29 protein-coding genes and 3 pseudogenes are annotated in these 22,539 nt (G+C 46.9%); 7 read left to right on the top strand and 25 right to left on the bottom strand.

All coding sequences use genetic code 11. From position 1 onward, the window contains the following. Positions 1–10: 10 nt before the first annotated feature. Both VSQ32_20380 and metK read right to left on the bottom strand, forming a co-directional pair. Positions 11–895 carry a radical SAM protein gene (locus VSQ32_20380; GenBank protein MEH2945130.1) on the bottom strand — a complete coding sequence of 295 codons (885 nt, stop codon included), beginning with the start codon at positions 893–895 and terminating at the stop codon, positions 11–13. A gap of 19 nt (positions 896–914) precedes the next feature. Then, a complete protein-coding gene (gene metK / locus VSQ32_20375) occupies positions 915–2,102 on the bottom strand; it encodes a methionine adenosyltransferase (GenBank protein ID MEH2945129.1) in 1,188 nt (395 codons plus the stop codon). A 430-nt stretch (positions 2,103–2,532) separates the two neighbouring features. Here metK and VSQ32_20370 point away from each other — a divergent pair, with 430 nt between their 5' ends. Continuing rightward, positions 2,533–3,867: an IS110 family transposase gene (locus VSQ32_20370; protein MEH2945128.1), complete on the top strand. Its 1,335-nt coding sequence runs from the start codon at positions 2,533–2,535 to the stop codon at positions 3,865–3,867. Between the two features lie 120 nt (positions 3,868–3,987). Here VSQ32_20370 and VSQ32_20365 read toward each other — a convergent pair whose 3' ends face one another. Next, a complete protein-coding gene (locus VSQ32_20365; GenBank protein ID MEH2945127.1) occupies positions 3,988–4,404 on the bottom strand; it encodes a DUF1934 domain-containing protein in 417 nt (138 codons plus the stop codon). 186 nt (positions 4,405–4,590) lie between these two features. Here VSQ32_20365 and VSQ32_20360 point away from each other — a divergent pair, with 186 nt between their 5' ends. Further along, entirely contained in the window at positions 4,591–4,965 is a 375-nt protein-coding gene (locus VSQ32_20360; protein MEH2945126.1) for a helix-turn-helix domain-containing protein, read from the top strand. 194 nt (positions 4,966–5,159) lie between these two features. On the opposite strand, the gene VSQ32_20355 is transcribed toward VSQ32_20360, so the two are convergent. From VSQ32_20355 to VSQ32_20330, 6 genes are all read right to left on the bottom strand, one after another. Continuing rightward, positions 5,160–5,480, bottom strand: coding sequence for a hypothetical protein (locus VSQ32_20355; GenBank protein ID MEH2945125.1), 321 nt, complete (start codon positions 5,478–5,480; stop codon positions 5,160–5,162). Further along, a complete protein-coding gene (locus tag VSQ32_20350) occupies positions 5,477–5,725 on the bottom strand; it encodes a hypothetical protein (protein MEH2945124.1) in 249 nt (82 codons plus the stop codon). The genes VSQ32_20355 and VSQ32_20350 overlap by 4 nt, the downstream gene beginning before the upstream one ends. Before the next feature lie 211 nt (positions 5,726–5,936). Further along, on the bottom strand, positions 5,937–6,197 hold the full coding sequence (locus VSQ32_20345; protein MEH2945123.1) for a hypothetical protein: 261 nt from the start codon (positions 6,195–6,197) through the stop codon (positions 5,937–5,939). A gap of 121 nt (positions 6,198–6,318) precedes the next feature. Beyond that, positions 6,319–6,831 (bottom strand): hypothetical protein, encoded by a 513-nt coding sequence (locus VSQ32_20340; protein ID MEH2945122.1) that lies wholly within the window; start codon positions 6,829–6,831, stop codon positions 6,319–6,321. Between the two features lie 143 nt (positions 6,832–6,974). Continuing rightward, a complete protein-coding gene (locus VSQ32_20335; protein ID MEH2945121.1) occupies positions 6,975–7,547 on the bottom strand; it encodes a hypothetical protein in 573 nt (190 codons plus the stop codon). 246 nt (positions 7,548–7,793) lie between these two features. Continuing rightward, positions 7,794–8,957, bottom strand: coding sequence for an IS630 family transposase (locus tag VSQ32_20330; protein MEH2945120.1), 1,164 nt, complete (start codon positions 8,955–8,957; stop codon positions 7,794–7,796). Positions 8,958–9,070: 113 nt separating this feature from the next. On the opposite strand from VSQ32_20330, the gene VSQ32_20325 reads away from it, so the two are divergent. The 5 genes and pseudogenes from VSQ32_20325 (at position 9,071) to VSQ32_20305 (ending at position 11,739) form a co-directional block, all read left to right on the top strand. Then, a complete protein-coding gene (locus VSQ32_20325; protein MEH2945119.1) occupies positions 9,071–9,409 on the top strand; it encodes a transposase in 339 nt (112 codons plus the stop codon). Then, positions 9,406–10,314, top strand: a complete 909-nt coding sequence (locus tag VSQ32_20320; GenBank protein ID MEH2945118.1) for an IS3 family transposase — start codon at positions 9,406–9,408, stop codon at positions 10,312–10,314. The genes VSQ32_20325 and VSQ32_20320 overlap by 4 nt, the downstream gene beginning before the upstream one ends. A 49-nt stretch (positions 10,315–10,363) precedes the next feature. Continuing rightward, positions 10,364–10,573, top strand: a pseudogene (locus VSQ32_20315) (hypothetical protein). A gap of 46 nt (positions 10,574–10,619) precedes the next feature. Beyond that, positions 10,620–11,327: an FAD-dependent thymidylate synthase gene (locus tag VSQ32_20310; GenBank protein MEH2945117.1), complete on the top strand. Its 708-nt coding sequence runs from the start codon at positions 10,620–10,622 to the stop codon at positions 11,325–11,327. Continuing rightward, positions 11,324–11,739: pseudogene (locus VSQ32_20305) on the top strand (deoxyuridine 5'-triphosphate nucleotidohydrolase). The gene VSQ32_20310 and the pseudogene VSQ32_20305 overlap by 4 nt, the downstream one beginning before the upstream one ends. A gap of 65 nt (positions 11,740–11,804) precedes the next feature. On the opposite strand, the gene VSQ32_20300 reads toward VSQ32_20305, so the two are convergent. The 16 genes and pseudogenes from VSQ32_20300 to VSQ32_20225 form a co-directional block, all read right to left on the bottom strand. After that, positions 11,805–12,071, bottom strand: coding sequence for a type II toxin-antitoxin system mRNA interferase toxin, RelE/StbE family (locus VSQ32_20300; GenBank protein ID MEH2945116.1), 267 nt, complete (start codon positions 12,069–12,071; stop codon positions 11,805–11,807). Then, positions 12,071–12,331: an AbrB/MazE/SpoVT family DNA-binding domain-containing protein gene (locus VSQ32_20295; GenBank protein MEH2945115.1), complete on the bottom strand. Its 261-nt coding sequence runs from the start codon at positions 12,329–12,331 to the stop codon at positions 12,071–12,073. Before VSQ32_20295 ends, VSQ32_20300 begins: the two co-directional genes overlap by 1 nt. Positions 12,332–12,625: 294 nt before the next feature. Continuing rightward, a pseudogene (locus VSQ32_20290) lies at positions 12,626–12,853 on the bottom strand (helix-turn-helix transcriptional regulator). Between the two features lie 153 nt (positions 12,854–13,006). Further along, the gene (locus VSQ32_20285) at positions 13,007–13,774 is read right to left on the bottom strand and encodes an ATP-binding protein (GenBank protein ID MEH2945114.1); all 768 of its coding nucleotides are present in this window, start codon (positions 13,772–13,774) and stop codon (positions 13,007–13,009) included. A gap of 14 nt (positions 13,775–13,788) precedes the next feature. After that, positions 13,789–15,327 (bottom strand): IS21 family transposase, encoded by a 1,539-nt coding sequence (gene istA, locus VSQ32_20280; protein MEH2945113.1) that lies wholly within the window; start codon positions 15,325–15,327, stop codon positions 13,789–13,791. Positions 15,328–15,507: 180 nt separating this feature from the next. Then, complete coding sequence (locus VSQ32_20275; GenBank protein ID MEH2945112.1) at positions 15,508–15,729, bottom strand: hypothetical protein; 222 nt, start codon at positions 15,727–15,729, stop codon at positions 15,508–15,510. 28 nt (positions 15,730–15,757) lie between these two features. Beyond that, positions 15,758–16,021: a hypothetical protein gene (locus VSQ32_20270; GenBank protein MEH2945111.1), complete on the bottom strand. Its 264-nt coding sequence runs from the start codon at positions 16,019–16,021 to the stop codon at positions 15,758–15,760. A 374-nt stretch (positions 16,022–16,395) separates the two neighbouring features. Beyond that, positions 16,396–16,974: a hypothetical protein gene (locus tag VSQ32_20265; GenBank protein MEH2945110.1), complete on the bottom strand. Its 579-nt coding sequence runs from the start codon at positions 16,972–16,974 to the stop codon at positions 16,396–16,398. A 25-nt stretch (positions 16,975–16,999) separates the two neighbouring features. Continuing rightward, a complete protein-coding gene (locus tag VSQ32_20260) occupies positions 17,000–17,680 on the bottom strand; it encodes a hypothetical protein (GenBank protein MEH2945109.1) in 681 nt (226 codons plus the stop codon). Between the two features lie 92 nt (positions 17,681–17,772). Continuing rightward, positions 17,773–18,270 (bottom strand): hypothetical protein, encoded by a 498-nt coding sequence (locus tag VSQ32_20255; GenBank protein MEH2945108.1) that lies wholly within the window; start codon positions 18,268–18,270, stop codon positions 17,773–17,775. 24 nt (positions 18,271–18,294) lie between these two features. Then, the gene (locus tag VSQ32_20250) at positions 18,295–19,878 is read right to left on the bottom strand and encodes a hypothetical protein (protein ID MEH2945107.1); all 1,584 of its coding nucleotides are present in this window, start codon (positions 19,876–19,878) and stop codon (positions 18,295–18,297) included. Positions 19,879–19,977: 99 nt separating this feature from the next. Further along, a complete protein-coding gene (locus VSQ32_20245) occupies positions 19,978–20,187 on the bottom strand; it encodes a nucleic acid-binding protein (GenBank protein MEH2945106.1) in 210 nt (69 codons plus the stop codon). 181 nt (positions 20,188–20,368) lie between these two features. Beyond that, entirely contained in the window at positions 20,369–20,836 is a 468-nt protein-coding gene (locus VSQ32_20240; GenBank protein ID MEH2945105.1) for a YbhB/YbcL family Raf kinase inhibitor-like protein, read from the bottom strand. 83 nt (positions 20,837–20,919) lie between these two features. After that, on the bottom strand, positions 20,920–21,129 hold the full coding sequence (gene dmpI, locus VSQ32_20235; GenBank protein MEH2945104.1) for a 4-oxalocrotonate tautomerase DmpI: 210 nt from the start codon (positions 21,127–21,129) through the stop codon (positions 20,920–20,922). A 127-nt stretch (positions 21,130–21,256) separates the two neighbouring features. Then, entirely contained in the window at positions 21,257–21,862 is a 606-nt protein-coding gene (locus tag VSQ32_20230) for a hypothetical protein (protein MEH2945103.1), read from the bottom strand. Next, entirely contained in the window at positions 21,862–22,533 is a 672-nt protein-coding gene (locus VSQ32_20225; protein MEH2945102.1) for a hypothetical protein, read from the bottom strand. The genes VSQ32_20230 and VSQ32_20225 overlap by 1 nt, the downstream gene beginning before the upstream one ends. Positions 22,534–22,539 lie beyond the last annotated feature (6 nt).

Genomic DNA, 22,539 nt, shown 5'->3' with positions numbered 1-22,539 from the left:
CATCCCTCCTTTACAGATGCCGCAGGTTCTCGCGGTATCTCCTGAGTTCCGTTTCATCCACGGAGCCGATGACCTCATCCAGCCACTTGATCATCCTGTTCCTGTCCTTCGGCAGATGCCCTTCCACGTTGACGCAGTTGGACGCGCCCATGGTGGCAAAATAGGTATCAATAGCGAGCCCTTCTATCAGCATCCGCAGCTCATACAGCTTTTCAATCTCCGTTTCCTCCGCCCAGTTCCCGGCCTGAATTTCCTGGTACAGCTCCGAGGATGGGTAGATGGTCAGCATTGAGGAAACAATGATCTTCGGGTGGAGCTGGTTGAACACCGCCGCCGTGTTCTTCACCCCTTCCTCCATGTGCCCGGAACCATAGATGCCGGCAAGGTAAAAGAAATTGTACTCCATGCCCACTTCGTCCAGGCGCTGGCACTCCGTAAGGATTTCCTTTACCCCGAAGCCCTTGTGCATGAAGGACAGGGATTCCTCGTCCCCGGCCTCCACGCCAATGGTGAGGCTGTTGTACCCCATTTCCCGCAGTTCCCTCAACTGCTCCGTGGTCTTCGGCGTGATGTCCGTGATGCGGGCAAAACAACCGATGGACTGCACTTTGGGGTAGTATTTCTTTACCAGCCCTGCCAGCGTTTTCAGTTTGTCGAAGCTCAATACAAAGGGATTGGCCCCGGTAAAGAACACCCTCTTTGCGTTCCGGTAATAGCGGCTCATTTCCTTCAGATCCGCCTCCACCTCTGACAGGGGGGACATCCTGAACTTGAACGGCACGTCCTCATAGAGCGTGCAGAATTTACATTTGTGGTGGGTGCAGCCTGCCGTCACCTGGATCAGTGCGCTGCACGCCTCATAGGGCGGCCTCCATATCGTTCCTGTGTAATGCATAAGTCATCTCTCCTTCCGTTCATTCACTCATTTTCGCCAGCGCCCCACGGAGCGCTGCTGCCTTATCCGTCCATTCCCAGGGAAGCTGCAGGTCCTTGCGCCCGAAGTGCCCGTATGCCGCCGTGGAACGGTAAATCGGCTTCTGCAGCCCCAGCCCCCTTATGATGGAGGATGGGCGCAGGTCAAAGTGTTCCTCCACCAGCTCCAGTATCCTGTCATCGGGAACCGCCCCTGTGCCAAAGGTGTCCACCGATACGGAGATTGGCTTCGCCACGCCGATAGCGTAAGCTATCTGTATCTCACAGCGGCGGGCCAGCCCTGCCGCCACAAGGTTCTTTGCCACATACCTGGCGGCATAGGAAGCGCTCCGGTCAACCTTTGTAGGGTCCTTCCCCGAAAATGCGCCGCCTCCGTGTCTGGCGGCCCCGCCGTAAGTATCCACCACAATCTTCCTGCCCGTCAGTCCGGTGTCCCCCTGGGGGCCTCCTATCACGAAGCGCCCTGTGGGGTTGACCAGGTATCTGGTGTCTTCGTCCATCAGGCATTCCGGGATCACCTTGCGGATGACTTTCCCGATGATGTCCTGTTCGATGGTGTCATGCCCAATCTCCGGGAGGTGCTGGGTGGACACTACCACGGTATCCACCCGTACCGGCCTGCTGTCCTCATATTCCACCGTCACCTGCGCCTTCCCGTCCGGCCCCAGGTACGGGATGTCCCCGCCTTTCCTTGCCTGGGCAAGCTCCCTTGTAAGGGCATGAGCCAGATAGACCGGCATGGGCATCAGCTCGTCCGTTTCGTCCGTGGCATACCCGAATACCATCCCCTGGTCGCCGGCCCCAAGCTCCTGCTTCTTGCTCCCCCGGACCTCCAGCGCCCGGCTGACACCCTGGGCAATGTCCGGTGACTGGCCGTGGATGGCGGTGATCACTGCGACCGCGTCCGCATCAAACCCAAAACGGTTGTCCCTGTACCCAATTTCACGGATCGTATCGCGTGCAACTGCCTCAATGTCGATCCCCTCCAGTCCCCCGGCTGATACCTCCCCCATGATGAAGACTGCCCCTGTCGAGGCGAACACCTCGCAGGCCACCCTTGCATCGGGCTTTTTCCGAAGGACTGCATCCAGGATGGCATCTGCGATCTGATCGCAGAGCTTGTCCGGGTGTCCTTCCGTTACGGATTCCGAAGTAAATAGTTTTCTCATATGTGGTTCCTCCTTGTCGTATGATCCAGGCCGGGGCCAGCCATTCCGTCCTCCTAGTATAATAATGGTGTAGTCAAGAATGACTACTGGTTAATAGTTACAAAGTCCAATCTAATAAATCTATATAGATATAACGGAAGGAGGAGTTCCCCCTCCATCAGAAGTTATAAAGTAACATTATTTACCATGTCTGAGGTTTCCTTAATGCACCAGACAAAAGATAGAGGTATAATCACTGGAGGCAGGATCATTGACGACACCTCCTTGGGAACCGGCCTTCCGGCTGGTGAAACCTCTTAGAAAGTCTGTCAGTCCATTCGGTGGTGATTTATGTTTTGGCTGGTTGGGAAGCCCCAGGCTATACCTGTATAAACCGCTAGGTTGTGTATCCGCCCTCTGGAAATGGATGCCTGCCAGAAAGGATAAAACCATGAAATACCCAAAAGTACTTATGATGCTTGAAAGCATCCCTTATCTCTCAGTCGGGCTTGATGTCGGCGCAGACTTCACCTGGATGTCCATCATGCTGCCCAATGGCATTCTCACCGGGAAACCTTTTAAGATCATTCATTCTGATCCGCAGTCCCGTGAGCTTGCTGTCGCAAAAATAAAGGAAGCACAAGAGATGTATTCCCTCGAAAGCCGCTGCTTCCTTGAGTCCACCGGGATCTACCACATCCCGCTCCTGTACTTCCTTCGTGATAAGGGGTTTGACTGCTCAGTCATTAATCCTATCATCACTAAGAATAGCACAAATATGAACGTAAGGAAACTGCATAATGATAAATTTGATTCAAAAAAAGCTGCCAAAGTCGGCCTGGATGCTTCCCTTAAGACTTCCATCATACCAGATGATGAGGTCATTGACCTGCGCAACCTGGTACGGGACTACTATTACTTCAAAGACCTGCAGTCCGCTGTCGTCCTGAAGCTCACGGCGGAACTGAAAGTGTCCTTTCCCGCATACCGGAAGGTGTTTAGCACGGTCACTACCCAAACTTCCTTAAATCTTCTGGAAGCTTACCCCTTTGCCGCAGACATGCTTGCCGCCCCAAAAGACATACTTGTGGAAACCATACGCAAAACCGCACGTTTCGGTGAAAAATATGCCGTTTCCAAATATGATGCCATACGTGCTGCCGCAAAGGACGCCGCTGTTTTCGGACGTGCGCTTCAAAGCAGTGCACTCCGGATCCGGCTGTATATCAAAACCTACCGGGAATACCAGGAGCATCTGGACAATATACTTGAGGACCTGCATAAGGCTGTTGATAAGCTGGAAGGGACGCCGGTTTATGACCGTATCTTCCTTCTCCAGTCCCTACGTGGTGTCGGTTTTCTCAGTGCAGCCGTCCTGATCGCTGAAATGGGCTCCTTTGACCTGTTTTCTTCCCCAAAGAAGCTTTATGCTTACTTCGGCTTGGATCCTGCCGTGAAGCAATCCGGCAAGTTCAATGGGGATAAAGTCCACATGTCCAAGAGGGGTTCTAGCCTTGCCAGGCGTATCCTGCATATGGTGGCTATCAATAATCTTAAGGTGGATAAAGGGACAAAAACACCAGTAAATCCAGTTATCCACGGCTATTATACCGACAAATGCAAAAGCAAGAAGAAAAACGTGGCTGTCGGGGCTGTCATGCATAAAATCTGCAATATCATTTTTGCCATGCTCCGGGATAATAAACCATTTGAGATCATCACTCCTCAGGAACACTGTGAGCGGTATCTGGCAGCGCATCCCGACAAGATACAGAACGCAGCCTAACAGGTTTATCATGAATTTTAAAGATTTCCACATGGGTGGGCTTATTAAAGTTACCCTTTTTTACATCAACTGCTTGAAAAAAACTTTTTTAACATTTTTCACTTTACCTATTGACATTTCTTAGCTGGACTTTATGCGGACGGACAGGATGTTTTGTGAGAACAGGCGCCCGCCTTCGTACAGCCGGTATTCCAGCCGTGCCTCCAGGCCGTTCCCGTCCGCCTCCATGGTGCAGCTCTCCGTCTCCGCCAGAAAGCCAATCTCCCCAAAGGGCGTCCAGTAAAGGGCCTTTGTCCTCTCCCCCGGCATGAACCGGAAACTGCCGGAGATAGCACCGCTCCTGTCAAGCCTTATCTCCGTTTGTGACAGGAACAGGAGATTGTCCGTGACATTCCCATGTTCATCCAGTTCCCGGTAGCTGACCTGATATCCCCCGCCCTGGGGTGAGCAGATCCCTGTCGTCCTTGTCAGGATTGCTTCCGGTCCGCCCCCTGCATCCAGGATGCCCAGGACGGAAACCTGAACGTCTTTCCTCATCCCTTTCGCCTCCGTTCAAGCACAGTCTAAAACGAAAAAATGGATATAACAAGTACTGTCTTTTAATGGTCCTGGACGTATTTTTAACACCTGGTATCTTTTGAAAAACCGGTATTTAAAAATACACTATCTTGATAACAGGCGCAAAATACGGTATAATTTCCCCATGTAAAGGAGGTCTTTTCTATGGCTGACAACAAATTTTCCCGCAGCCAGAGCCTGATGGCAAGCTGCGTCCCGATGACCACCCTGCAGTCCATCCTCGGTGGAAAATGGAAGATTCTCATTGTGTGGTATATTGCTGTATATAAGGTCCAGAGGTTCGGGGAGCTGCAAAGGAGGATCGGAGACGAGATCACGAAGTCAACGCTGACAAAGCAGCTCCGGGAACTGGAAAACGATGGCTGGATCAACCGCCAGATTTACCAGGAGATACCGCCCAAGGTGGAATATACTCTTACGGAGCTGGCCGAGAGCTTCGTCCCCATCCTGGAACAGATGAAGGAATGGAGCGAAGTACACCTGTGCCGTCCCAGGCTTGCAGCGGAGGAGGAAAAGTAGGGGATCCATGTGTATTGCTAAAATCCGTACAGAAAAGACGCTTCACTTGCTCTGGCAGCCGTCTTTCTTCATTGGTATACAATGAGGGAACCAGCCTATCCCTGCCGGTTCCCTTTTATCGTTTGTGCTTTATTGGTTTTCTTCGTATGGTTCAGATATATAAAGAACCACTTATGCAATAAATCCCGCATGGTTTACTTATCCATGAAGTCCCAAAACTGCTTATAATCCAGATAGCCCTTCAGATTCCCGGCATCATACTGTGTCTGCATAGCATCCTTTAAAACGCTGATCCAGTCATTCATCCCGAACAGGTCATCATGTGTCCTATTGTCAGCGCCATGCTGATTTGCCCCTGCCCTGATAACAGCGGACTGTGCGCCCGGACATTTCCAGCTTGCCAATAAGTGGCTGGAATATGCAAACATATCAATATAGTCACTGCCCGTTGTATCAACTTTTGACACATCCACCATGCGTTCTGTTACATTTCCGTCTTTATCCCATACCTTCACCTTATATACCGGGTTTGCAGATCAAAGTCCTTCGGCTGATAGACCGTAAGGGAATAATCCGCCCCGCACATTGAGCCGATTGCCTTTCCGTCCTTATCGTTTGAAATATGTAACTCAAATGTGCCGCCGGATGACTGTGCTGCCGGAACCATGTTGCACATCTGGTCGATGTAATTCCTTCTTGTCCTTCTCGTTTCATACCCTGCTGCCGGGTATCCTGCTGCTCCTATTCCATTAACATTCATTTCCTTTCATCCTCCATTATTTTTAATATTGCGGCTCCTCTGTCGGTCAGAACCGCTCCTGTTCTCTCGTGATAAGTCCGAGCAGTTTATTTCTCCATGCAAAAAACTTTATTTACGTTCCACGGTCAAATTCCATACCGACCTTCACCTCCTCTCCCTGCTCCCCCAATCTGTCAGAAAGCCGGGGATGCCTGCCCTGTCAGGCTGTAGCTTATTGGGGATATTCGTCTATTGGCTTTATTTCCTTTTTCATCTTTTTTCGGATGATTAGCTTCGCAATAATCGCCACCGTCACAAAAATAAGCATAACTATGCCATAAACAAAAATACTTGTGTACCACGGTGCTGATTGCATAGTATATAAATCAGGGTGTTTTTTATAATCCCAAAATACATTTATTCCACATCCAATGAAAACTCCTACAAAAGAACCGATTGTTATATTTGTAATTTGGTTCAGCTTTTTTAACATCCCAAATACCTCTCTTATCACAATTATATTCCCCAATCTGCCGGAAAACCGGGGCTGCCTACCCTGTCAGGCTGTGGCTTATTGGGGATATTGCTTTTCCGTAAGGCTCGGAAACTGGCATCTATGAACACAATACCCCTAAAAGTGACTTATACCTTTCCGTTTCATTTTTTATATCTTCGGCAGTGACACCATAATACAGATATATCTTTTTAAACAGTTTCCTTAACTGCTTCATGGTTTTCTTATCTCCGCTGAATGAGCCATCTATCACCTGCCAGACAGTTTCCACCCCTATCTGCATCATGCAGTTTTCAGGACACTTAATTGCATATATATGGAAATCTACGAGGAAGATATCATCTGCAATTTCCGCTGCCATCTTCTCCCGCTCCTGTACCTGCTCCCAAAATGCTTTCAAGGCTTCCACATCCTCACCTTCGGGCGGCTCCAAGTCCATCAGCTCCCCAAGCAAATCCGGGCGGTGGCGCATTACAAGGGATGCCTTTAAGCACTTTCTCTGCTGTGACTGCGTGGTGCGTATCTCCCCGTTTACCCCTTTCAGCGCGGTGGTCAGCTTTGTGGTGTCGCCGCCGATCTCCACCGTAATGCCCTGTATCCTTGACGCTCCCACCCAAAGCACCTCCCCACGAAAAAAAGAAGCCAAAAGGCTCCCTGAAAAAATGCGTAAAAAAAGACACCTGCTGTTATGGCAAGTGCCTATGTAAGAATTCTATTCTATTTTTCTGCTGTTGTATCAGCCCTGCAAATGAGAAGTTATCTTTTTCTATCGCTTAAAATTTTTTCATTGAATCTATCAAGAAATTCTTTGGAATTGACCCATGTAAGACTCCCATCCTCATTTGTGAAATCATAACCAGACAATTCATATAATGCAGTTGCACAAATATATTCATACATTCCCGCATTCGGACTTTTGTAGATAATCCAATATAACGGCTTCATAGCCGACTCACCCATATTCAGCACTTCATTATATTGTTCACTGTCAAATACCCTTGTCCAACCTTCAGTTATCACTATTTCTGGATTTTCCCGCTCTGCTTCAACTTCTTCTTCAACTAATGCTCGAAGTTTCGTAGCAACTGCTTCTAATACTTCTGCATCTAAATTTTCCAAATAAAGTTCCTCATTAACTCCATCCTCTGTAATTTCAAGCCAACTCAAAGAATCTGTTTCAATAATTTCCTGCGATTCAATATGTTGATTTTTAGTTTCTTCTACCTGCTGAGTTGTATCAGCAGAAATATCTTCAACATCTTTATGGTTACATGATGTTATAAGGAATAAAAAAATTATAATACCAATCATTGAAGTAATCTTTTTCATGAATGTTTTCCTCCGATAAATTGCGACTTGTAAGTCATACTTACAGCCCTTTTCCACTACCAATCATAGCAGAAAAAGGCTGTTTTTCAATCAAAATGCGTCATACGCGGCCTGATCAGCCAGTACAGCGTAGGAAAAGGAATCATTGCGGCTCTCACAGTACATATCATTGATTAATCCTATTGAAAGCAGTTCCAAGTCAGCCATCGAAAGCCCTAGTATAGCGAATATTAAATTGTTGATAGTTTAAATAGTTGCTGCTTCATCGGGATTAATTTCATCCATTTTATATGTCCAATGATAAACGATTGGATCGGCATTGATCTCATCGAAGTAGCGGTATATCCGCTCCGACAGTTCCTCCTTTGAATTGACGCGGATGCCTTTTAACATCTGCTTTGTCATTTTGCTGAAAAAGCTTTCAATCATATTCAGCCATGAAGTGTGTGTCGGGGTAAATACAAACAAAAAACGGCCTTCGGGTAACGTTGCAAGAAACTGTTGGGTTTCCTTTGAAGTATGGGCTGAGTGGTTGTCCAGTATCAGCCGTATTGTGTCACCCTCCGGGTATTTTACATCAAGAATCTTTAGAAACTCGATAAAATCAGAACTTTTGTGTGTCTGGCTGACCAATGGAATTGCCTCCCCTGTCAAAAGGTCAATACCTGCAGGCAGTGACAGCGTCCCAAGCCGCACATACTCATAATCCCGGCGGACATAACCTTTTTCCTCTGTCGGGGTATGGTCGGGATATTTGTTGGCAACAGCCTGGATGCCGGGTTTTTCATCATATGAAACAGTATGTGTCAAATGCCCGTTTTCCGGTATGATGATATTCCCATCAATGCCAAACTGCATCTCGACCTGCTTATAGACCAGGAGGACGTCATGCATCTTATTCTCAAAATCAGGGTCTTTCCGTTCAAGATAATACTTGATCCTGAATGGTTTTATATCCATCTTTTTGAGATATTTTTGGAGCCATGGTTTGGTAACTGTCTTTAAGCGTGGATAGCCGGCTTCTTCAGCATATGCCTGTATATGTCTGTGCAACGCAGCCAGTGTCCATAATTCTGCAGCATAGCCAGGGTCACAGGGTTTTTGGCAGGCTATACTGACAATCCATGCTTTTGCATCGTCAGTAATCTCAACTGGTCTGCCGGAACGCTCGTCATCAAATATGGCAAGGTTAATTCCATTGTTAAGATAACGGTCAATACAGCGCCGGACGGTATTCACACTAATGCCCAGGCCGTCTGCGATAGCCTTGTCTGTCCTGGCTTCGGATTTCCATAGCAATATTCGGGCACGGTCAACAACCTGCGCCTGGATAGTTCTGGCTTTTATCAATGATTTTAGGTAATCACGTTCTTCATCTGATATTGTAATGCTATAAGATAACGCTGGCATAATCAGCCTCCATAAATTATATTTATTAAGTCTATTATACCAGATACCGAAACTATCAACAACTTAATTTATGATATACTAGATATAATCAAGAGAATAAGGAGTGAACAAAAATGGCAGAAAACAGGCAATACGACCATGAATACAAAGTACAGGCAGTGAAACTCGCAAAGGAAATCGGACAAGCAAAAGCCGCCAAAGAACTGGGGGTACCAAAGAATACTATGTATGGCTGGGTACGGGCCAACCGCCCTGGCAGCCTCGACCTTGGGGCAGGTTCACAGACCCCGCAAAGCGCCATGACGCTTAATGAGGAACTCTTAAAGCTCCGACAGCAGGTTAAGGAACAGGAAAAAGAAATCCGCCGTTTGAAAAAGGAAAATGACTTTCTTGAGGAAGCCAGCGCTTTTTTCGCCGCGAGCCGTCTGAGGTCAGCAAAAACGAAAGAATGAAGTTTATTGCGTTTAAAACCAAAGACGGCGAATTAAAAGGAAATCTTTCTTTTTACTGCAGAGCCCTTCGTGTCAGCAGGCAGGGATTTTACCGGTACCTTGCAAATAAAGACCGCCCATGGAAGTACCAGGCTCTGGCAGATGCCATGATGGAGATCCTTGAGGAAGACGATTGTAATGACACCTACGGCCGGATCCGCATGTATCAGGCATTAATGTTAAAACAGCCTGAAAATGTGGATATTCCCAGCGAACGTACTGTTTACCGTGTCATGGAGGATATTGGAATCAGCCATCATCCCAGGCGTAAACCAAACGGAATCACGAAAGCAGACCGGGAAGCCCGGAAATCAGAAGATCTGTTAAAACGTGATTTCAAGTCAGAGGAACCGCTGTCCAAGTGCGTAACAGACATAACAGAGATCAAAGCCAGCGATGGAAAGCTGTATGTTTCCGCTGTTTTCGACTGCTTCGATTCCAGCGTGGTTGGCCTGGCAATGGATACAAACATGAAAGCTCCGTTATGTGTGCGGACATTGAAAAACGCGGCGGAAGCGTATCCAGGCATCCGCGGAGCAATTATCCACAGTGACAGGGGAAGCCAGTACACCAGCCGGCTTTATCGGGACGCAATCAATCAATATGGCATCCGACAAAGCATGAACAGCGCGGGTGGAAGATGCCATGATAATGCCCGCTGTGAAAGCATGTGGGCCAGAATGAAATCAGAACTGTTATATGACCGCTATGATACTGAGAAGATGAGCACAGATGAACTGAAAACCCTGATCTGGAGATATTTCATCAGCTATTGGAATAACCGGAGGATCTGTTCTGCTAATGGAGGGCTTCCTCCCATCATCAAACGACAGCGATACTATGATTCTCTGGAAGAAGCAGCATAGAATACAAAACCCTTGAGAAAAATGTGTCAACTAATCTTGACAAAATCACAAGGCGGCCGCGGCCTTACAGCACACCACCCCGGAGCGGGCCCTTGCAGGGATGCTGGCGAAGCATATCGTGTCTTTGTATGACATGTGCTTTGCGGACAGCGTTTCCTATGAGGAAAGCGTGTGGGATGAAAAGATCACGGACAGCCTCAATTATCTGTTCTTACTGAAAGCGGTTGTAAAGGAGGGGAATACCAATAAACAGGATTGAAGTGAAAATATTGAACTGCCAGGCGGTTGCCGAGGCGGAGAAGAACATGGTCTTTGCGGCCCGGCTTACCCAGCGGGGGCACCGGATCGCCACAATGGAGGACCTGCTGGCGCTCTATGAGAAGTCGTTCAGCACGGATACCGTGGAGGCCATCGGCGGCCTTCCCCATCCTACGGTCCAAAAATTTGCGGTGATCACGGTGGCGGTTGTGGGGGCGAGCAGGCGGTTCCTTGCACAGATCACCAGACATCAGAACGAGGTGAAGTTTATGAGCGCTTCGCTGCAGTACAGCAATTATGCAGGACAGGCGGATTTTGCCATACCTTATGAGATACTGGCTGCTTCTGGTTCTGTCCGGGAGCTGTATCTGGAAAGCTGCCATAGGGGGATGGACTGCTACGGGGAACTGTGCGGCGCCGGAATCGGCCATGACGCGGCGGGCTATGCCACGCCCCAGGGCTTAAGAAATGTGCTTCTGATAAGCGCCACGCCCTACCAGTGGAAACACATCATCGGACAGCGGATATGCCGGAGGAACACGGACGAGACAAGAATCGTGCTCTTGAAGGTCTGGCAGGAGCTGCACCGGTTGAGCCCGGTTCTATTTTCCGTGCAGCTTACGGGAGCCTTCTGCCAGAGGGATAAGTGTCTGGAGGGAAAGATGGGGTGCGGGAAAAAGTTGGGAGCCTCCCAGGGGCCTTCGGAGATCCTGGCGGCGGATTACCCGGCGCTTTTTAAGGGAGGCGCCACATGAAGATAAAGCTCATTGATTTCGGCGTGAGGGAGGACTGGCGCCCCTACCGGCCCCACGGGAACGACGCCGGGGCGGATGTGTATATGCCCTATGACTGTACCCTGAAACCTGGGGATGTGGAGAAGGTGCCGCTGGGCTTCGGGATTGAGGTGCCGGACGGCTATGCGGGGTATGTGTTCCCGCGCAGCAGCATGGCGGCCAGGGGGCTTGTCTGCGAGCTGCCCCCCCCGTGGATTCCGGCTACCGCGGGGAGATCCATGCGATCATCAGCAATGTAAGCAGCAGGATCCAGGCCATCAAGAAAGGGGCGCGGATAGGACAGCTTATCATAACGCCGGTGGTGATTGCGGATTTTGTTTCCGGGCTTGGAGAGGAAAGGGGCACGGGAGGGTTTGGGAGTACCGGGGAGTGATAAGGGAAAATACAGAAAAAGGATGGAAAGCGGCACAACCCTTTCGGGAGGCGCCGCTTCTGCAATCAGAACTGTTTTAAAATGTCATGATGGCCCACGTCCACCAGGATAATCATTTTGTCGCCCTCATAGTACCAGATAATGCGGATGTCCATGTTGACGCTGCACTCGAAAAGGTCCGTGGTGCCCTGGATCCGTTTGGTGCGCAGCGACGGGTGGGTGGGGTTCTGCGCCAGGAGTTCCAGTTTGTTTTTTAGCTGTTTCTTTTCTTGGGCGGTGAGCCCCTTGAAATGCTTCTGGAACCGTGGCGTGAAGGTAAATTCGTATGCCATCAGTCTGCCTCCAATTTATCAAACAGGGCGTCCACGCTGTCAAAGACGGGCTGTTCCCCGGAGGCCAGTTTCGCTTTTACACCGCTGATTTCCTCTTTCAGCTCATTCAGGTATTTTTTCGGATAGACGGCAACCGGCATGAGGCAGATGGAGCCGTCCTTTTCAAAGACATCCAGTTTGTCGCCTTCTGACAGGCCGAGTTTTACAATGATTTCCTTTGGGATTGTGATCTGTGCCTTCTGGCGGAGTTCCGCAAGCATAATATCAGCTCCTTTCCTGTGCCCGTAGTTTTGGGGCATATGGGTATTGGTGTATGATTTTGAAGTGAGAAATTCCAACTTTCTTACTTTTAGTATATCCACTTTGCCGGGAATATGCAAGAGGGCAGAAACGTTTACAAATAAAATGCGGTTAGGAATTTCGGATTAAATAGTGCTGGGGAATGAGAACACTGCCAGACAAGGACAAATCTTGGTTTTTCGCCGGTATATGGAAAGGGCATATCCGGGAGATTGCCGGGTAGAATAAAAGAGAGCGGCCAGATGCCGGCCGCTTTACCTTTTGGTATTCAGTTCCTTCATAATGCCGAGGATGTATGCAAATGACCGGGGATCCAACTGCCTTGCCTGTGCGATAAATTCCTTTAAGGCTTCCGGGTTGGGGTTCCCTTCGTCAAAAAATTCCTGCGGTGTCACGCCCAGGTATTCGCAGATATAGAAAAAGGACGGCATGGAGGGAAGTGATTTTTTGTTTTCTATGTTGTTGATGTAGTTGTTTGCCTGGCTGAATATTCTAACGCTTCGGAGCCACCGTTTTATCGCTTGAGAGCCACCTCGGATTTTAACACTTTAGAGCCATCACAAACACAAGATATAGTAATGGAGCCATGAGCATGAGCTCACAGCTCCAACTTTTTTTACAGGTCTTACAAGTGTCTATTTCTCAATCTCGGCCTTAAGATTAGCAAGCTTTTTGGAATCGTATATCTTCCTGAGATTCGTTTCGCTGCTCGGAATCTCATATGCGTTATGAACAATCCTGTCCATTATGGAATCAGCCTGTGTTCCGCCTCCCAGCCTGTCATGCCATTCTGCCACAGGAAATTGTCCGACAAAGATAGTAGAATTGTTTCCGCTTCTCTGCTCAAACAATTCATAGAGCATCTTTGCATCCCTCTCGTTAAGCTTGTAGTTAAGCCACTCGTCGATTATGAGGATGTTGTAGTTACCCAATCTCTTCCTGTACCGGGTCAACTCTTTAAGGTCATCCCTCCTGTCCTCAAAATTGCGCATTAAATCAGGCATTCGGATGTAGAAAACCCTGTAAGTTTTTTTGCATGCCTCAATTCCCAACGCACATGAAAGATAGGTTTTGCCAGCACCGGCCGGACCTGTGATTATAAGGTTTGTTGCCGTAGTCACAAATCCCATTGCGGCAAGATTGATTATCGTGTTCTTCTTGACTTGTCTTGCGTCAAAATCCAGAGACTCAATGCCTGCCATTGGATACTTGAATGAGGCGGCCTTTATCAGCCTGTTAATAAGCTTGTTTTCTCTTTCACAGATCAATTCCTCAAGCAGTTGTTCCAATCTTGCATCAAAGCTCAAATCTGCCAATGCGATATCGCTTTCCTGGTTTTCCACCAGTCTGGCCAAATCACCCGGCTCGTGTTTTGTAAGGTTTTTCTTTAACTCAAATTTCATAATGGTATTTCCTCCTATCCGTAGTAATCGGCACCTCTTACGATGCCGGTTGTTTTATTTGTTTCTTTGAATTTTTCAAGCTCTTTTTGATTATTTAGATTCTCAGCAGCCTTGTATACCGTTTTGTAAAAAGGTATATGATACTGCTTTAAGCTTTTTTTACAAGCGGCTTCTAAGATGTCCGGCGTAAAGGTGTCAGCAATTGCGAGAATGGCTGCGACCGTCTGCGTGGGCTGCTCCTTTACTTTTGCCTCGTCATACATCCTTCGGATCAACTCAAAAGTATTCGGCCCGATTTCTCTGGCTGCGTCAATCAGGTCTTCAGCCTGCCTATTCTTCTTAAGCGGAAACGGAAGATGGGATTCATCTGTCCTGACACCGTTTACTATGCCCCTGGGAAGAATTTCATGTCTTGCAATTTCGCTTCTGTTATAATAGACAAAGACAAGGCGGGAGTTGTATTTGACATCAACCTTACAGCCAATATATCTGCTGGGAACAGAGTATTGACCCTTGTTAAAGCTTATATGGGAGTTCCTGCCCACCTTATGTCCGTAAGACCATTCACACACCTCGTAAGGGACTGACGGCAGGGCTCTCAGATAAGCCTTTTCCTGCGTATTGAAAACAGTGCTCCTGCTTCCATCCCTTTTCTGGAACGGTCTGTCATTGTACTCCTTTACAGCCTTGCGAATAGCTGAGTTTAGCGATCCAGGTGATGTAAATATCTCATTCCTAAGCTTTGCTATAACAGCCGTCGCAATCTTGCCTGCGGAACCTTCTACGCTGGCTTTCTGCCTGGGCTTTTTAACGCCTGTAGGCATGATGGCGGTCACGTAATACTCCCCCAATGCCAGATATGCATCATTGAGGATGATCTCGCCCTTCTTAGGATGGGACACAACACCAGTTTTCAAGTTGTCGCAGACAATCTTCACAGGAGTGCCTTCGAAGAATTCAAACATATGCACATGGCATTCAAGCCACGCCTTTTCTTTCATATCCGTAGTGGCTTCCACATACCCATACTGGCTGTATGGCAGTGTGGCGACAAACAGATATGCGGTTATGATTTCTCCGGTATCCACGTCCACATATGACATTGTAGGACCAGACCAATCCACCTCTACTTCGACTCCCGGCCTGTGCTGTATATGGCTGGTATAATTCTTCTCGCCAGTGTATTTGTAATAATTAACAGTAAATGTAGGATACGCACAGTATTCCCTGCCCTCGCTCACGCATTTGTCCCGATACTCTTCCCACAGCAGTTTCATAGTCACTCCAGTTTTCCTGAGTTCTGAATGTACGTATGCATAATCGACAGGCACATAGTTTGTTGTCCGCTTGAATTTCTTAGGATATAAAATATCGTACAACCCGTCATCTGTCATATCCTGAATGTCATCCCAGGTCATGCCCTGCTGTCTGCAGAGTTCTTTAATTTCAGAGACTGTGTTTCTTGAGCATCCAAGCATTGCCGCCACCTCCCTTTCGCTTAGATTTTTGTTTAGAAGCTCCATTACGCTTCTGGGTTTCGTCTTTTTGTACATAATAAAAGACCTCCTATAGATTTATTAAAAGCACCAGGCTTTCTATCAAAATCTATAGGAGATCCTATATAAAATCAAATATCAAAGACCACCAGATGTTGTGGTGGCTCTCAAGCATTAGAATACCAAAATCAAATGGCTCTCAAGCGATAAAACGGTGGCTCCGAAGCGTTAGAATATTCACCATACCTCGGACTGCTCGATATGCCTGTCCACCACGTTGAGATACACCAGATCGCTTAATTCAAAGGAATCAAAGGTGTCATACAGCGCCTTGCTGATTTCAAGCTTATGTAAAACACCTTGTCCATCTTTAAACGAAACGTAATACTGTCCGTCTTTCTCGCATATAGTATAGGGATTATACTTATCCTTTCTTCTTTTTGGGCGGTTACCCTCCATATTCCTTTCCTCCAATCTGAATTTTTTGTTAAAAATCCAGATTGGAAGGCGGTGAACGGCAACCGACAATGAATAACGCCCTGCGGCGTAATCCAGCAAAAAACGACAAAAGAAAAACCGCAAAGGCTGTCACACCTTTACGGTTTGTAGAGAATTTAATTTTATTATGTTGGTTTTTGGCTTCTATTTTTAAATCAGAAAGCTCCCGTGTGCTGGCGGGGATTTTTATTAACGGATAATCCACCCAGCCCCGGTAACGCATATGAAAATAAAAGCTGCTACTTACAAACAAAAAATGCCTCCAAACTCAAAACGGGTTTGAAGGGAAATCTATGGTTCTGCTATTTAGGCGTGCCAAATCACACCCACCAAAGACGCCGTTTTTTTATTTGGTGGGCTTAAAGCAATTCTATTTTTTCACTTCTAACTGTAACTGCCTTTTGTTCCAATGGAATATTTCATCTTCCAGCTTTGCAAAGCCGCTTAAAAGGGGTACAATGGCTGCATTCACCTCCGGTATGGTTGTCATATCATTTTAATCATGAATGGCGCATAAAAAACAAAAGAATATTATCCATAAAAATTACTTTCCCTTACCGACATGGAATAAGGGAAACCGCATATCCCTGCCGGTTCCCTTTTATCGTTTGTGTTTCATTGGCAATCCTACTTATCCAGAAAATCCCAAAACTGCTTATAATCCAGATAGCCTTTCATATTCCCGGCATCATACTGCGTCTGCATAGCGTCCTTTAAAACGCTGATCCAATCTTCCATCCCGAACAAATCATCATGTGTCCTATTGTCAGCACCATGCTGATTTGCCCCTGCCCTGATAAAAGCAGACTGTGCGCCCGGACATTTCCCGCTTGCCGATAAGTGGCTGGAATATGCAAACATATCAATATAGTCACTGTTTTTTGTATCAATCTTTGACACATCTACCATGCGTTCTGTCACATTTCCGTCTTTATCCCATACCTTAACCTTATACACTGGATTTGCAGGATCAAAATCGTTTGGCTGATAGACTGTAAGGGAATAATCAGTCCCACACATTGAGCCGATTGCTTTTCCGTCCTTATCGTTTGAAATATGTAACTCAAATGTGCCACCGGATGCCTGTGTTGCCGGAACCATACTGCACATCTGGTCAGCGTAATTCCTCCCCATCGCATTTCTCTCTGTCTTTCTCGTTTCATACCCTGCTGCCGGATATCCTGCTCCTATTCCATTTACATTCATTTCCTTAATCTCCTCCATTGCTTTACTATAACGAACCAAACAATGAATCGCCGTTTACAGCAGTTTCTGTCATCATATTTGATTCATAGGCACTGGATGCCGCCGCCATCTGCCTGCTGCCAGCCCACGCCTTTTCCAGTCTGCTTCTCTCCTGCTCCGCTTTTGCAGCCTTTTCATCCAACAGCTCCTGCTGCTGTCTCTTAGCCTGCGCCCGCTTTTCCAGATATTCTTCCAGAAGCTCCTTCTGTTTGTCTTTCTTTTCACTCGTCCTTTTATAGAAACTGTTCTGTGACCGCACATCAAATTCCGAATCATACCCTACTGGCCATGAATCCGCCCTGTACTCATTTAATGTCGCACCAACAGTTATCAGCACGGAACAGTTCCTCGGCGCATAGGAATCTCCCCAATCCCTTTGGATCAGCGAAAGAACCTTTTCCCTATATTGCGGGTCTTCCTTCATCGCTTTGAATGCAGCCTCCGAGATATTGACAGCCGCATTGCTCACCGCCCTGTGGTTTGTAACTTTAGACAGGTCTTCGTAAAATTCCTTCTTAAACTGTTCCATTTCTTCCGCTTCCGATAATTCCTGCGTGCTTCCTGTCTTTTCCAGCGCAAACTTATCCGCACTGTTTACATTTTTTGTGTTCCTCTTTGTTTCCATATTGTTCTGATAATAATTTTGCCCTACTCCGCTGACAGCCATTTTAAAATCCTCCTTCGATACTGCGGCTCCTCTGGCATTCAGAGCCGCCCCTGCTCTGTCTTATTCGCCTTGTGGCTTATTGGGAAAAGCATCTATAACCGTTCCAGCTTCTCCAAAAATGCCCTGTAAAATTCCCCTTCTTTCATGCGCGCCTGCTGAACCTCTATGCTTCTGGGCGTATATACCACGGGATGCTCCAAATCGTACAGTGCCTGTTTCGTCGCCTGGATCGCAGATTCCACTGTATTTCCAAGAATGTCAAAATTCTCCGTTTCACCCCTAAGCTGTTTGTTGAGCCGCTGCACCATCATCTGCGATATATGGCTCATCATTCCGTTGCCCCGGATTCCCATGCCATTTGCATTTACTTCTTTCGCCGCATCCATCCACGCATCCTTTACGCCTTGCGGGGCACCCCTGCCGACCATCTCAAAGGCTTTTTCATCCTGATTGGCTGCTTTATCCTGCGCTGCCTTTTCCGCCGCTATATCCATAAATCCCACAGTCCCAAATTCTGCGCTCTTTTCTGCTTTTCCCGCCGGATACCTTTCTATCGAGTAAGCTGCTGTCCCTATTCCGTTTATGCTCATTTTTTTAATCCTCCTGCCTGCTGTTTACAACACTTTTCTGAACTGATATTTATACATATCGGAATACATATTGCCAGAAGATTGTGGGGTCAGACGGCCATCCAGTGCGCCCATATCCACCGCAAAACCGCTGTCCGCCACGGAGAACGCCCCGTCCTTAAACTGGAACTGTGAAGTAAAATCGGGAATTCCCAGACCGCCGCTTATCCTGATATTCCCTATGATATCCACCAGCGCATCCTTCATCCGTTCGATCTTGGCATTGTCCTTTGTCTTATTGATCAGGCTGGCAGCTTTCTCCGGCAGCCCTCCGATCTTCCCGTCTGGTGTCAGATAAAGATTTTCTAATGAAATATCCTCTCCCGTAACCCCTTTCAGGTAACGCCGGACTTCCTGCACGTCCGTAGCATATTTGTATGCATTAGAGGGCAGATTCCCCACGCTGTCCGCAATCCCTATGTAATACTGGTACATCCGGTCACCGTATTTTTCATCTATCAGTTTCCGTACCTGTTCCCGGACGGCTCTATCCTCTATCCCGTCCACGGCCACATCCCCATTGCTCCCAATCCTTACACGCATACCCTCTATGTCGTCACGGGAAATACCCAACCCCTCCAAATCCTTAACGAAATCATTTGAAAAGCTGTTTTTCAGCTCCGCTTTATTCTGCGCCTTTTCCATGTCTTTCAGGTTGGCAAAAATCTTCACATACTCCAGTTCCGCACCGTTTAAGTCCTTCCCCTCCGCCATGTCCTTAAGCAGTTCATCCACGGTACGCCCGCCCTTATACTTCTTTTCTTCCGGCAGGCTGTCAAACTGTTTCTGTTGGAGCTGCTCCAGCTCTTTCCTGTAATTCTGCTCCGTCTCCTTTAAGACGGCATTATATTTATCAAGATACTCCCGCCAGTTTTCATCCTTCCGGCTGTATGCATTATGGAGATTCCCATATGCTTCCCTGACGGCATCCGTCTTTTCATGCTCCTTATTTTCAGAAACATGGAAACTGATCTTGTAATAATCATCCGGGGAAACCTCCTCCCCGTTTCCCTTTTCCACTTTAAGGCAGTATTTATTGGTGTCAATATCCCAATTCGGGATGTTCAGCTTCTTCCGGCCTTCCCCGTCCCACTCTGCCTTTCCTACCTGATTGCCGTATTCGTCATACAAGGTAAGGTCATAATCGCACCCCTCCGGCATATCCAGATAAGCCTCAACGCTAAAGTAATTCCTCTGCATACTCATAAATGGGATGGAAAAATTATAAAAATCCACATCTTTATCATCACTGAGGTTTCCTTTTAGGCTGCTGGTCTCATCCTTGATCAGAAAATTCAAATCCAGGAATGCGCTGCCTTTATCCCTGTCAGAAACCTCATAGACAGTATGCTGCCTGCGGTATGTATGATTGCTGCTAAGGGTACAGGTATCCTCCCGCAGCTCCATGTTCCTGCGCATCTTCCCATTAAAAAATGCTTCTGTCTCTTTTCCCGTCATAAAGAATATTGGCTTGTTCCTGAAAGCCGCTCCATATGCAAAAGTCTGGTCATTCACATTACTGATTCCCATTTCTAAAATCCCTCCATTGTTTTCAATATTACGGCTCATTAGGCCGCACTGCTCCCCGATTCCCCAATCTTCCGAAACGCCGGGGATGCCTGCCCTGTCAGTCCTCTGTGGCTTATTGCGGATATGGAGCCAATAGTTTTATTTCTCATTATTTTTTAACTTTTCCATATTTTCCAGATAAATAGAAACTTCACCGCAATTAGGGCAGATTACAACTTTGGGTTCACCTATACGCCCGCCCCACCACTTATTCTCATTATCTGTCAAAACAATCCCGTATGCTCCACCTTTTACTTTTATCCCACAGCCCTCAATCATTGAGTTGCCACAGCGAATACATTTACGCATAAAACCTCCTTGATATTCTCACCTTTTAAATTCCCAATCCAAGCAAAGAAAAAACGCCTCTTTGTCAATCAGAACCGCCCCTGCTCCCCAATTCCCCAATCTTCCATAATGACGGGATTGACTGCCCCTGCCTTGCCAAGCTGTAGCATATTATGGATATAAAGCCGTTGAAATTTATTTCTTATTCAAAGTCACCAACAATACTGCCTTTTTGAATGATATGCTTTTCTGCCTTCTTCAGAAAATTTCTTTTCATGGAATTGGCGCTTATGTTCATTTCACAGTCTAAGGAATAAACTGTAAAGCGGTAAGTATGCTTTCTCCCTTTCGGCGGCTTCGGGCCTGCATACCGATGAATACCGTATCCTATGCCCTGACAGGCATTCCCTAACGCTGGCACAATCCTGCCTGTCGGAATATCCCCCTTTATCCTGTCAGCGGCAGGAATATTCCAAATAAGCCAGTGCGTAAAGTTTTTAATCGGGTGGGATATATCCTCTAATGTAATAGCAAGCGTCTTTGCATCTGACGATAAATTTTTAATGACAAATTCCGGCGATATGTCCTGCCCCCGCCCGGTATATTCGATTGGAAATTTCCCTCCATTATCCATGCCGACACATTCAAATTCTAAAACTGTATGATTCATTATCCCTCCTATATTCCTCTGCGCCTATTTTCCTCCAGCTATCCTTAATCCATTTACACAAAGCCGCCCTTTCCTCCCGAAAATCATTTATGTGTCTGTATATACTCTGCTTTTACTTTATCAATCGTTTTGCCTCCAATGCCAAAATTTTTGTCCGGCACTTCCTTAATTGTTGTAACAAAAAATTCTTGCGGCACTTTCATAATTTCGGAAGACACTTCCGTCAACCGTTTTATCAGTTCCTCCTTTTGACCATCTGATAAAGCTCCACTTTCGACTGAAATATAAGGCATTTTATCTCTCCTTCCTATTGTCCTAAAACCCCGCAATTTCCCAATCTGCCGGAAAACCGGGGATGCCTGCCCTGCCTTGTCAGGTTGTAGCTTATCGGGGATATGAAACCGTAAAATTTATTTTCTGCTATGCTTTAGCGTCAAAACTATTCTGCGGATTTTCCACACCCACCGCTTCTTCACCCGCCAGCGGAATGCCCCTCTTTGCGTTTCCCCATGCCTCATTATAGATCATGCACATTTCCGTCTGTCTGGATGCCTCCGCATTGGTGGTATACATCGTCCACCCATTATTGGAATAAGTCGCCACCATTTCCCCATTCTTATCGTAAAATTCTATGTAATCGCTGTTTCCTGATGGCAGTTTCTGATATTTCACTTTCCCTTCAAGCAGCGTTGCCACAATGTCTATGGGCTTAGGCACATTCTTCCTGTTCTTTGAAACGGCTTTCAGCCCGGAAGTGATGATTCCCTTTCTGTCCGGGGACACTTCCGATGTGTAACTTTTCATCAGCTTATTAAATCCTTCGGATTTGTTTTGGAACTGCCCTTTTTCAAAATCCTTATAAGCCTGTTCCCTGATCTGCCTCCGGTACTCCTCATCACTGACGCCGCTTTTCTTTTTGGAGAAAACATATCTATCATGAAAGTCAGGCAGATGGATACCTCCTATGCTTCCTGTCCCTGAAAAGTATCTGTTCTGCAATGAGCCATTGGACGAATTAACCTGCATTATTCCACCCTCTCCTGCAAATTTCCTAATCTGTCCAGCACTTCATACATCCGGCTGTTCCCAAAAACAAAATTCTGCAAAGCAAGCGGCCTCCCATCCTGTTTGCTTTCATGGTGCAACTTCATATAAGCATCCTTCGCCTGATAAAAAGCAGCTTCCAATTCTTCCATCTCTTTTGTCGGCGTTTCCGAAATATTTCCCTGAAATGCCTGCCCTTGTGCCGCTATTCTGGCACAGGACTTCTGCCACTCCACTTCCTGCCCATACTGCATATCCAGCCATTCTGTCTCTTCTTCCTTTGTCAGCGGCGTCCCATCTGTCTTATAATACTGTTCATTTTCATGACGCAGTTCGATTTCTGAATACAGTCTTGCATAGCTCAACCCGCAGGCATTCACTACATCGTGATAACCATACTGCCCTTTTTCTTCCCTGATTTCTTTTAAGATTCCAGCTCTCATATCGCTGAACGATGCAGCCGACTGCACTACCGTATGCTTTATTTTATCCGTTATGATTTCCCTGTTTTTCGATAATTGGGAAACTTCTAAGGAATCCCTGTGAAATACTTTCCGGTCTTCATTTTGGCTTCCCTTAGACTTCACGCACTCTCTATTAAGTTTAAGCCCTTCCTGCAAATGTACCGGATAATTTAAAATACTAATTGGCATACTTTC

It is taken from the genome of Lachnospiraceae bacterium JLR.KK002 (genome assembly GCA_036941025.1).
In the GTDB taxonomy this organism is placed as follows: domain Bacteria; phylum Bacillota; class Clostridia; order Lachnospirales; family Lachnospiraceae; genus Petralouisia.
Note: the sequence above shows the minus strand (reverse complement) of the source record. Positions and strands in the feature narration are given on the sequence as shown.

Coding starts and splice junctions, on each gene's coding strand:
- VSQ32_20380 (MEH2945130.1), bottom strand. CDS start 895: ATGCATTACACAGGAACGATATGGAGGCCGCCCTATGAGGCGTGCAGC.
- metK (MEH2945129.1), bottom strand. CDS start 2,102: ATGAGAAAACTATTTACTTCGGAATCCGTAACGGAAGGACACCCGGAC.
- VSQ32_20370 (MEH2945128.1), top strand. CDS start 2,533: ATGAAATACCCAAAAGTACTTATGATGCTTGAAAGCATCCCTTATCTC.
- VSQ32_20365 (MEH2945127.1), bottom strand. CDS start 4,404: ATGAGGAAAGACGTTCAGGTTTCCGTCCTGGGCATCCTGGATGCAGGG.
- VSQ32_20360 (MEH2945126.1), top strand. CDS start 4,591: ATGGCTGACAACAAATTTTCCCGCAGCCAGAGCCTGATGGCAAGCTGC.
- VSQ32_20350 (MEH2945124.1), bottom strand. CDS start 5,725: ATGAATGTTAATGGAATAGGAGCAGCAGGATACCCGGCAGCAGGGTAT.
- VSQ32_20345 (MEH2945123.1), bottom strand. CDS start 6,197: ATGTTAAAAAAGCTGAACCAAATTACAAATATAACAATCGGTTCTTTT.
- VSQ32_20335 (MEH2945121.1), bottom strand. CDS start 7,547: ATGAAAAAGATTACTTCAATGATTGGTATTATAATTTTTTTATTCCTT.
- VSQ32_20330 (MEH2945120.1), bottom strand. CDS start 8,957: ATGCCAGCGTTATCTTATAGCATTACAATATCAGATGAAGAACGTGAT.
- VSQ32_20325 (MEH2945119.1), top strand. CDS start 9,071: ATGGCAGAAAACAGGCAATACGACCATGAATACAAAGTACAGGCAGTG.
- VSQ32_20320 (MEH2945118.1), top strand. CDS start 9,406: ATGAAGTTTATTGCGTTTAAAACCAAAGACGGCGAATTAAAAGGAAAT.
- VSQ32_20310 (MEH2945117.1), top strand. CDS start 10,620: ATGGTCTTTGCGGCCCGGCTTACCCAGCGGGGGCACCGGATCGCCACA.
- VSQ32_20300 (MEH2945116.1), bottom strand. CDS start 12,071: ATGGCATACGAATTTACCTTCACGCCACGGTTCCAGAAGCATTTCAAG.
- VSQ32_20295 (MEH2945115.1), bottom strand. CDS start 12,331: ATGCTTGCGGAACTCCGCCAGAAGGCACAGATCACAATCCCAAAGGAA.
- VSQ32_20285 (MEH2945114.1), bottom strand. CDS start 13,774: ATGAAATTTGAGTTAAAGAAAAACCTTACAAAACACGAGCCGGGTGAT.
- istA (MEH2945113.1), bottom strand. CDS start 15,327: ATGTACAAAAAGACGAAACCCAGAAGCGTAATGGAGCTTCTAAACAAA.
- VSQ32_20275 (MEH2945112.1), bottom strand. CDS start 15,729: ATGGAGGGTAACCGCCCAAAAAGAAGAAAGGATAAGTATAATCCCTAT.
- VSQ32_20265 (MEH2945110.1), bottom strand. CDS start 16,974: ATGAATGTAAATGGAATAGGAGCAGGATATCCGGCAGCAGGGTATGAA.
- VSQ32_20260 (MEH2945109.1), bottom strand. CDS start 17,680: ATGGCTGTCAGCGGAGTAGGGCAAAATTATTATCAGAACAATATGGAA.
- VSQ32_20255 (MEH2945108.1), bottom strand. CDS start 18,270: ATGAGCATAAACGGAATAGGGACAGCAGCTTACTCGATAGAAAGGTAT.
- VSQ32_20250 (MEH2945107.1), bottom strand. CDS start 19,878: ATGAGCCGTAATATTGAAAACAATGGAGGGATTTTAGAAATGGGAATC.
- VSQ32_20245 (MEH2945106.1), bottom strand. CDS start 20,187: ATGCGTAAATGTATTCGCTGTGGCAACTCAATGATTGAGGGCTGTGGG.
- VSQ32_20240 (MEH2945105.1), bottom strand. CDS start 20,836: ATGAATCATACAGTTTTAGAATTTGAATGTGTCGGCATGGATAATGGA.
- dmpI (MEH2945104.1), bottom strand. CDS start 21,129: ATGCCTTATATTTCAGTCGAAAGTGGAGCTTTATCAGATGGTCAAAAG.
- VSQ32_20230 (MEH2945103.1), bottom strand. CDS start 21,862: ATGCAGGTTAATTCGTCCAATGGCTCATTGCAGAACAGATACTTTTCA.
- VSQ32_20225 (MEH2945102.1), bottom strand. CDS start 22,533: ATGCCAATTAGTATTTTAAATTATCCGGTACATTTGCAGGAAGGGCTT.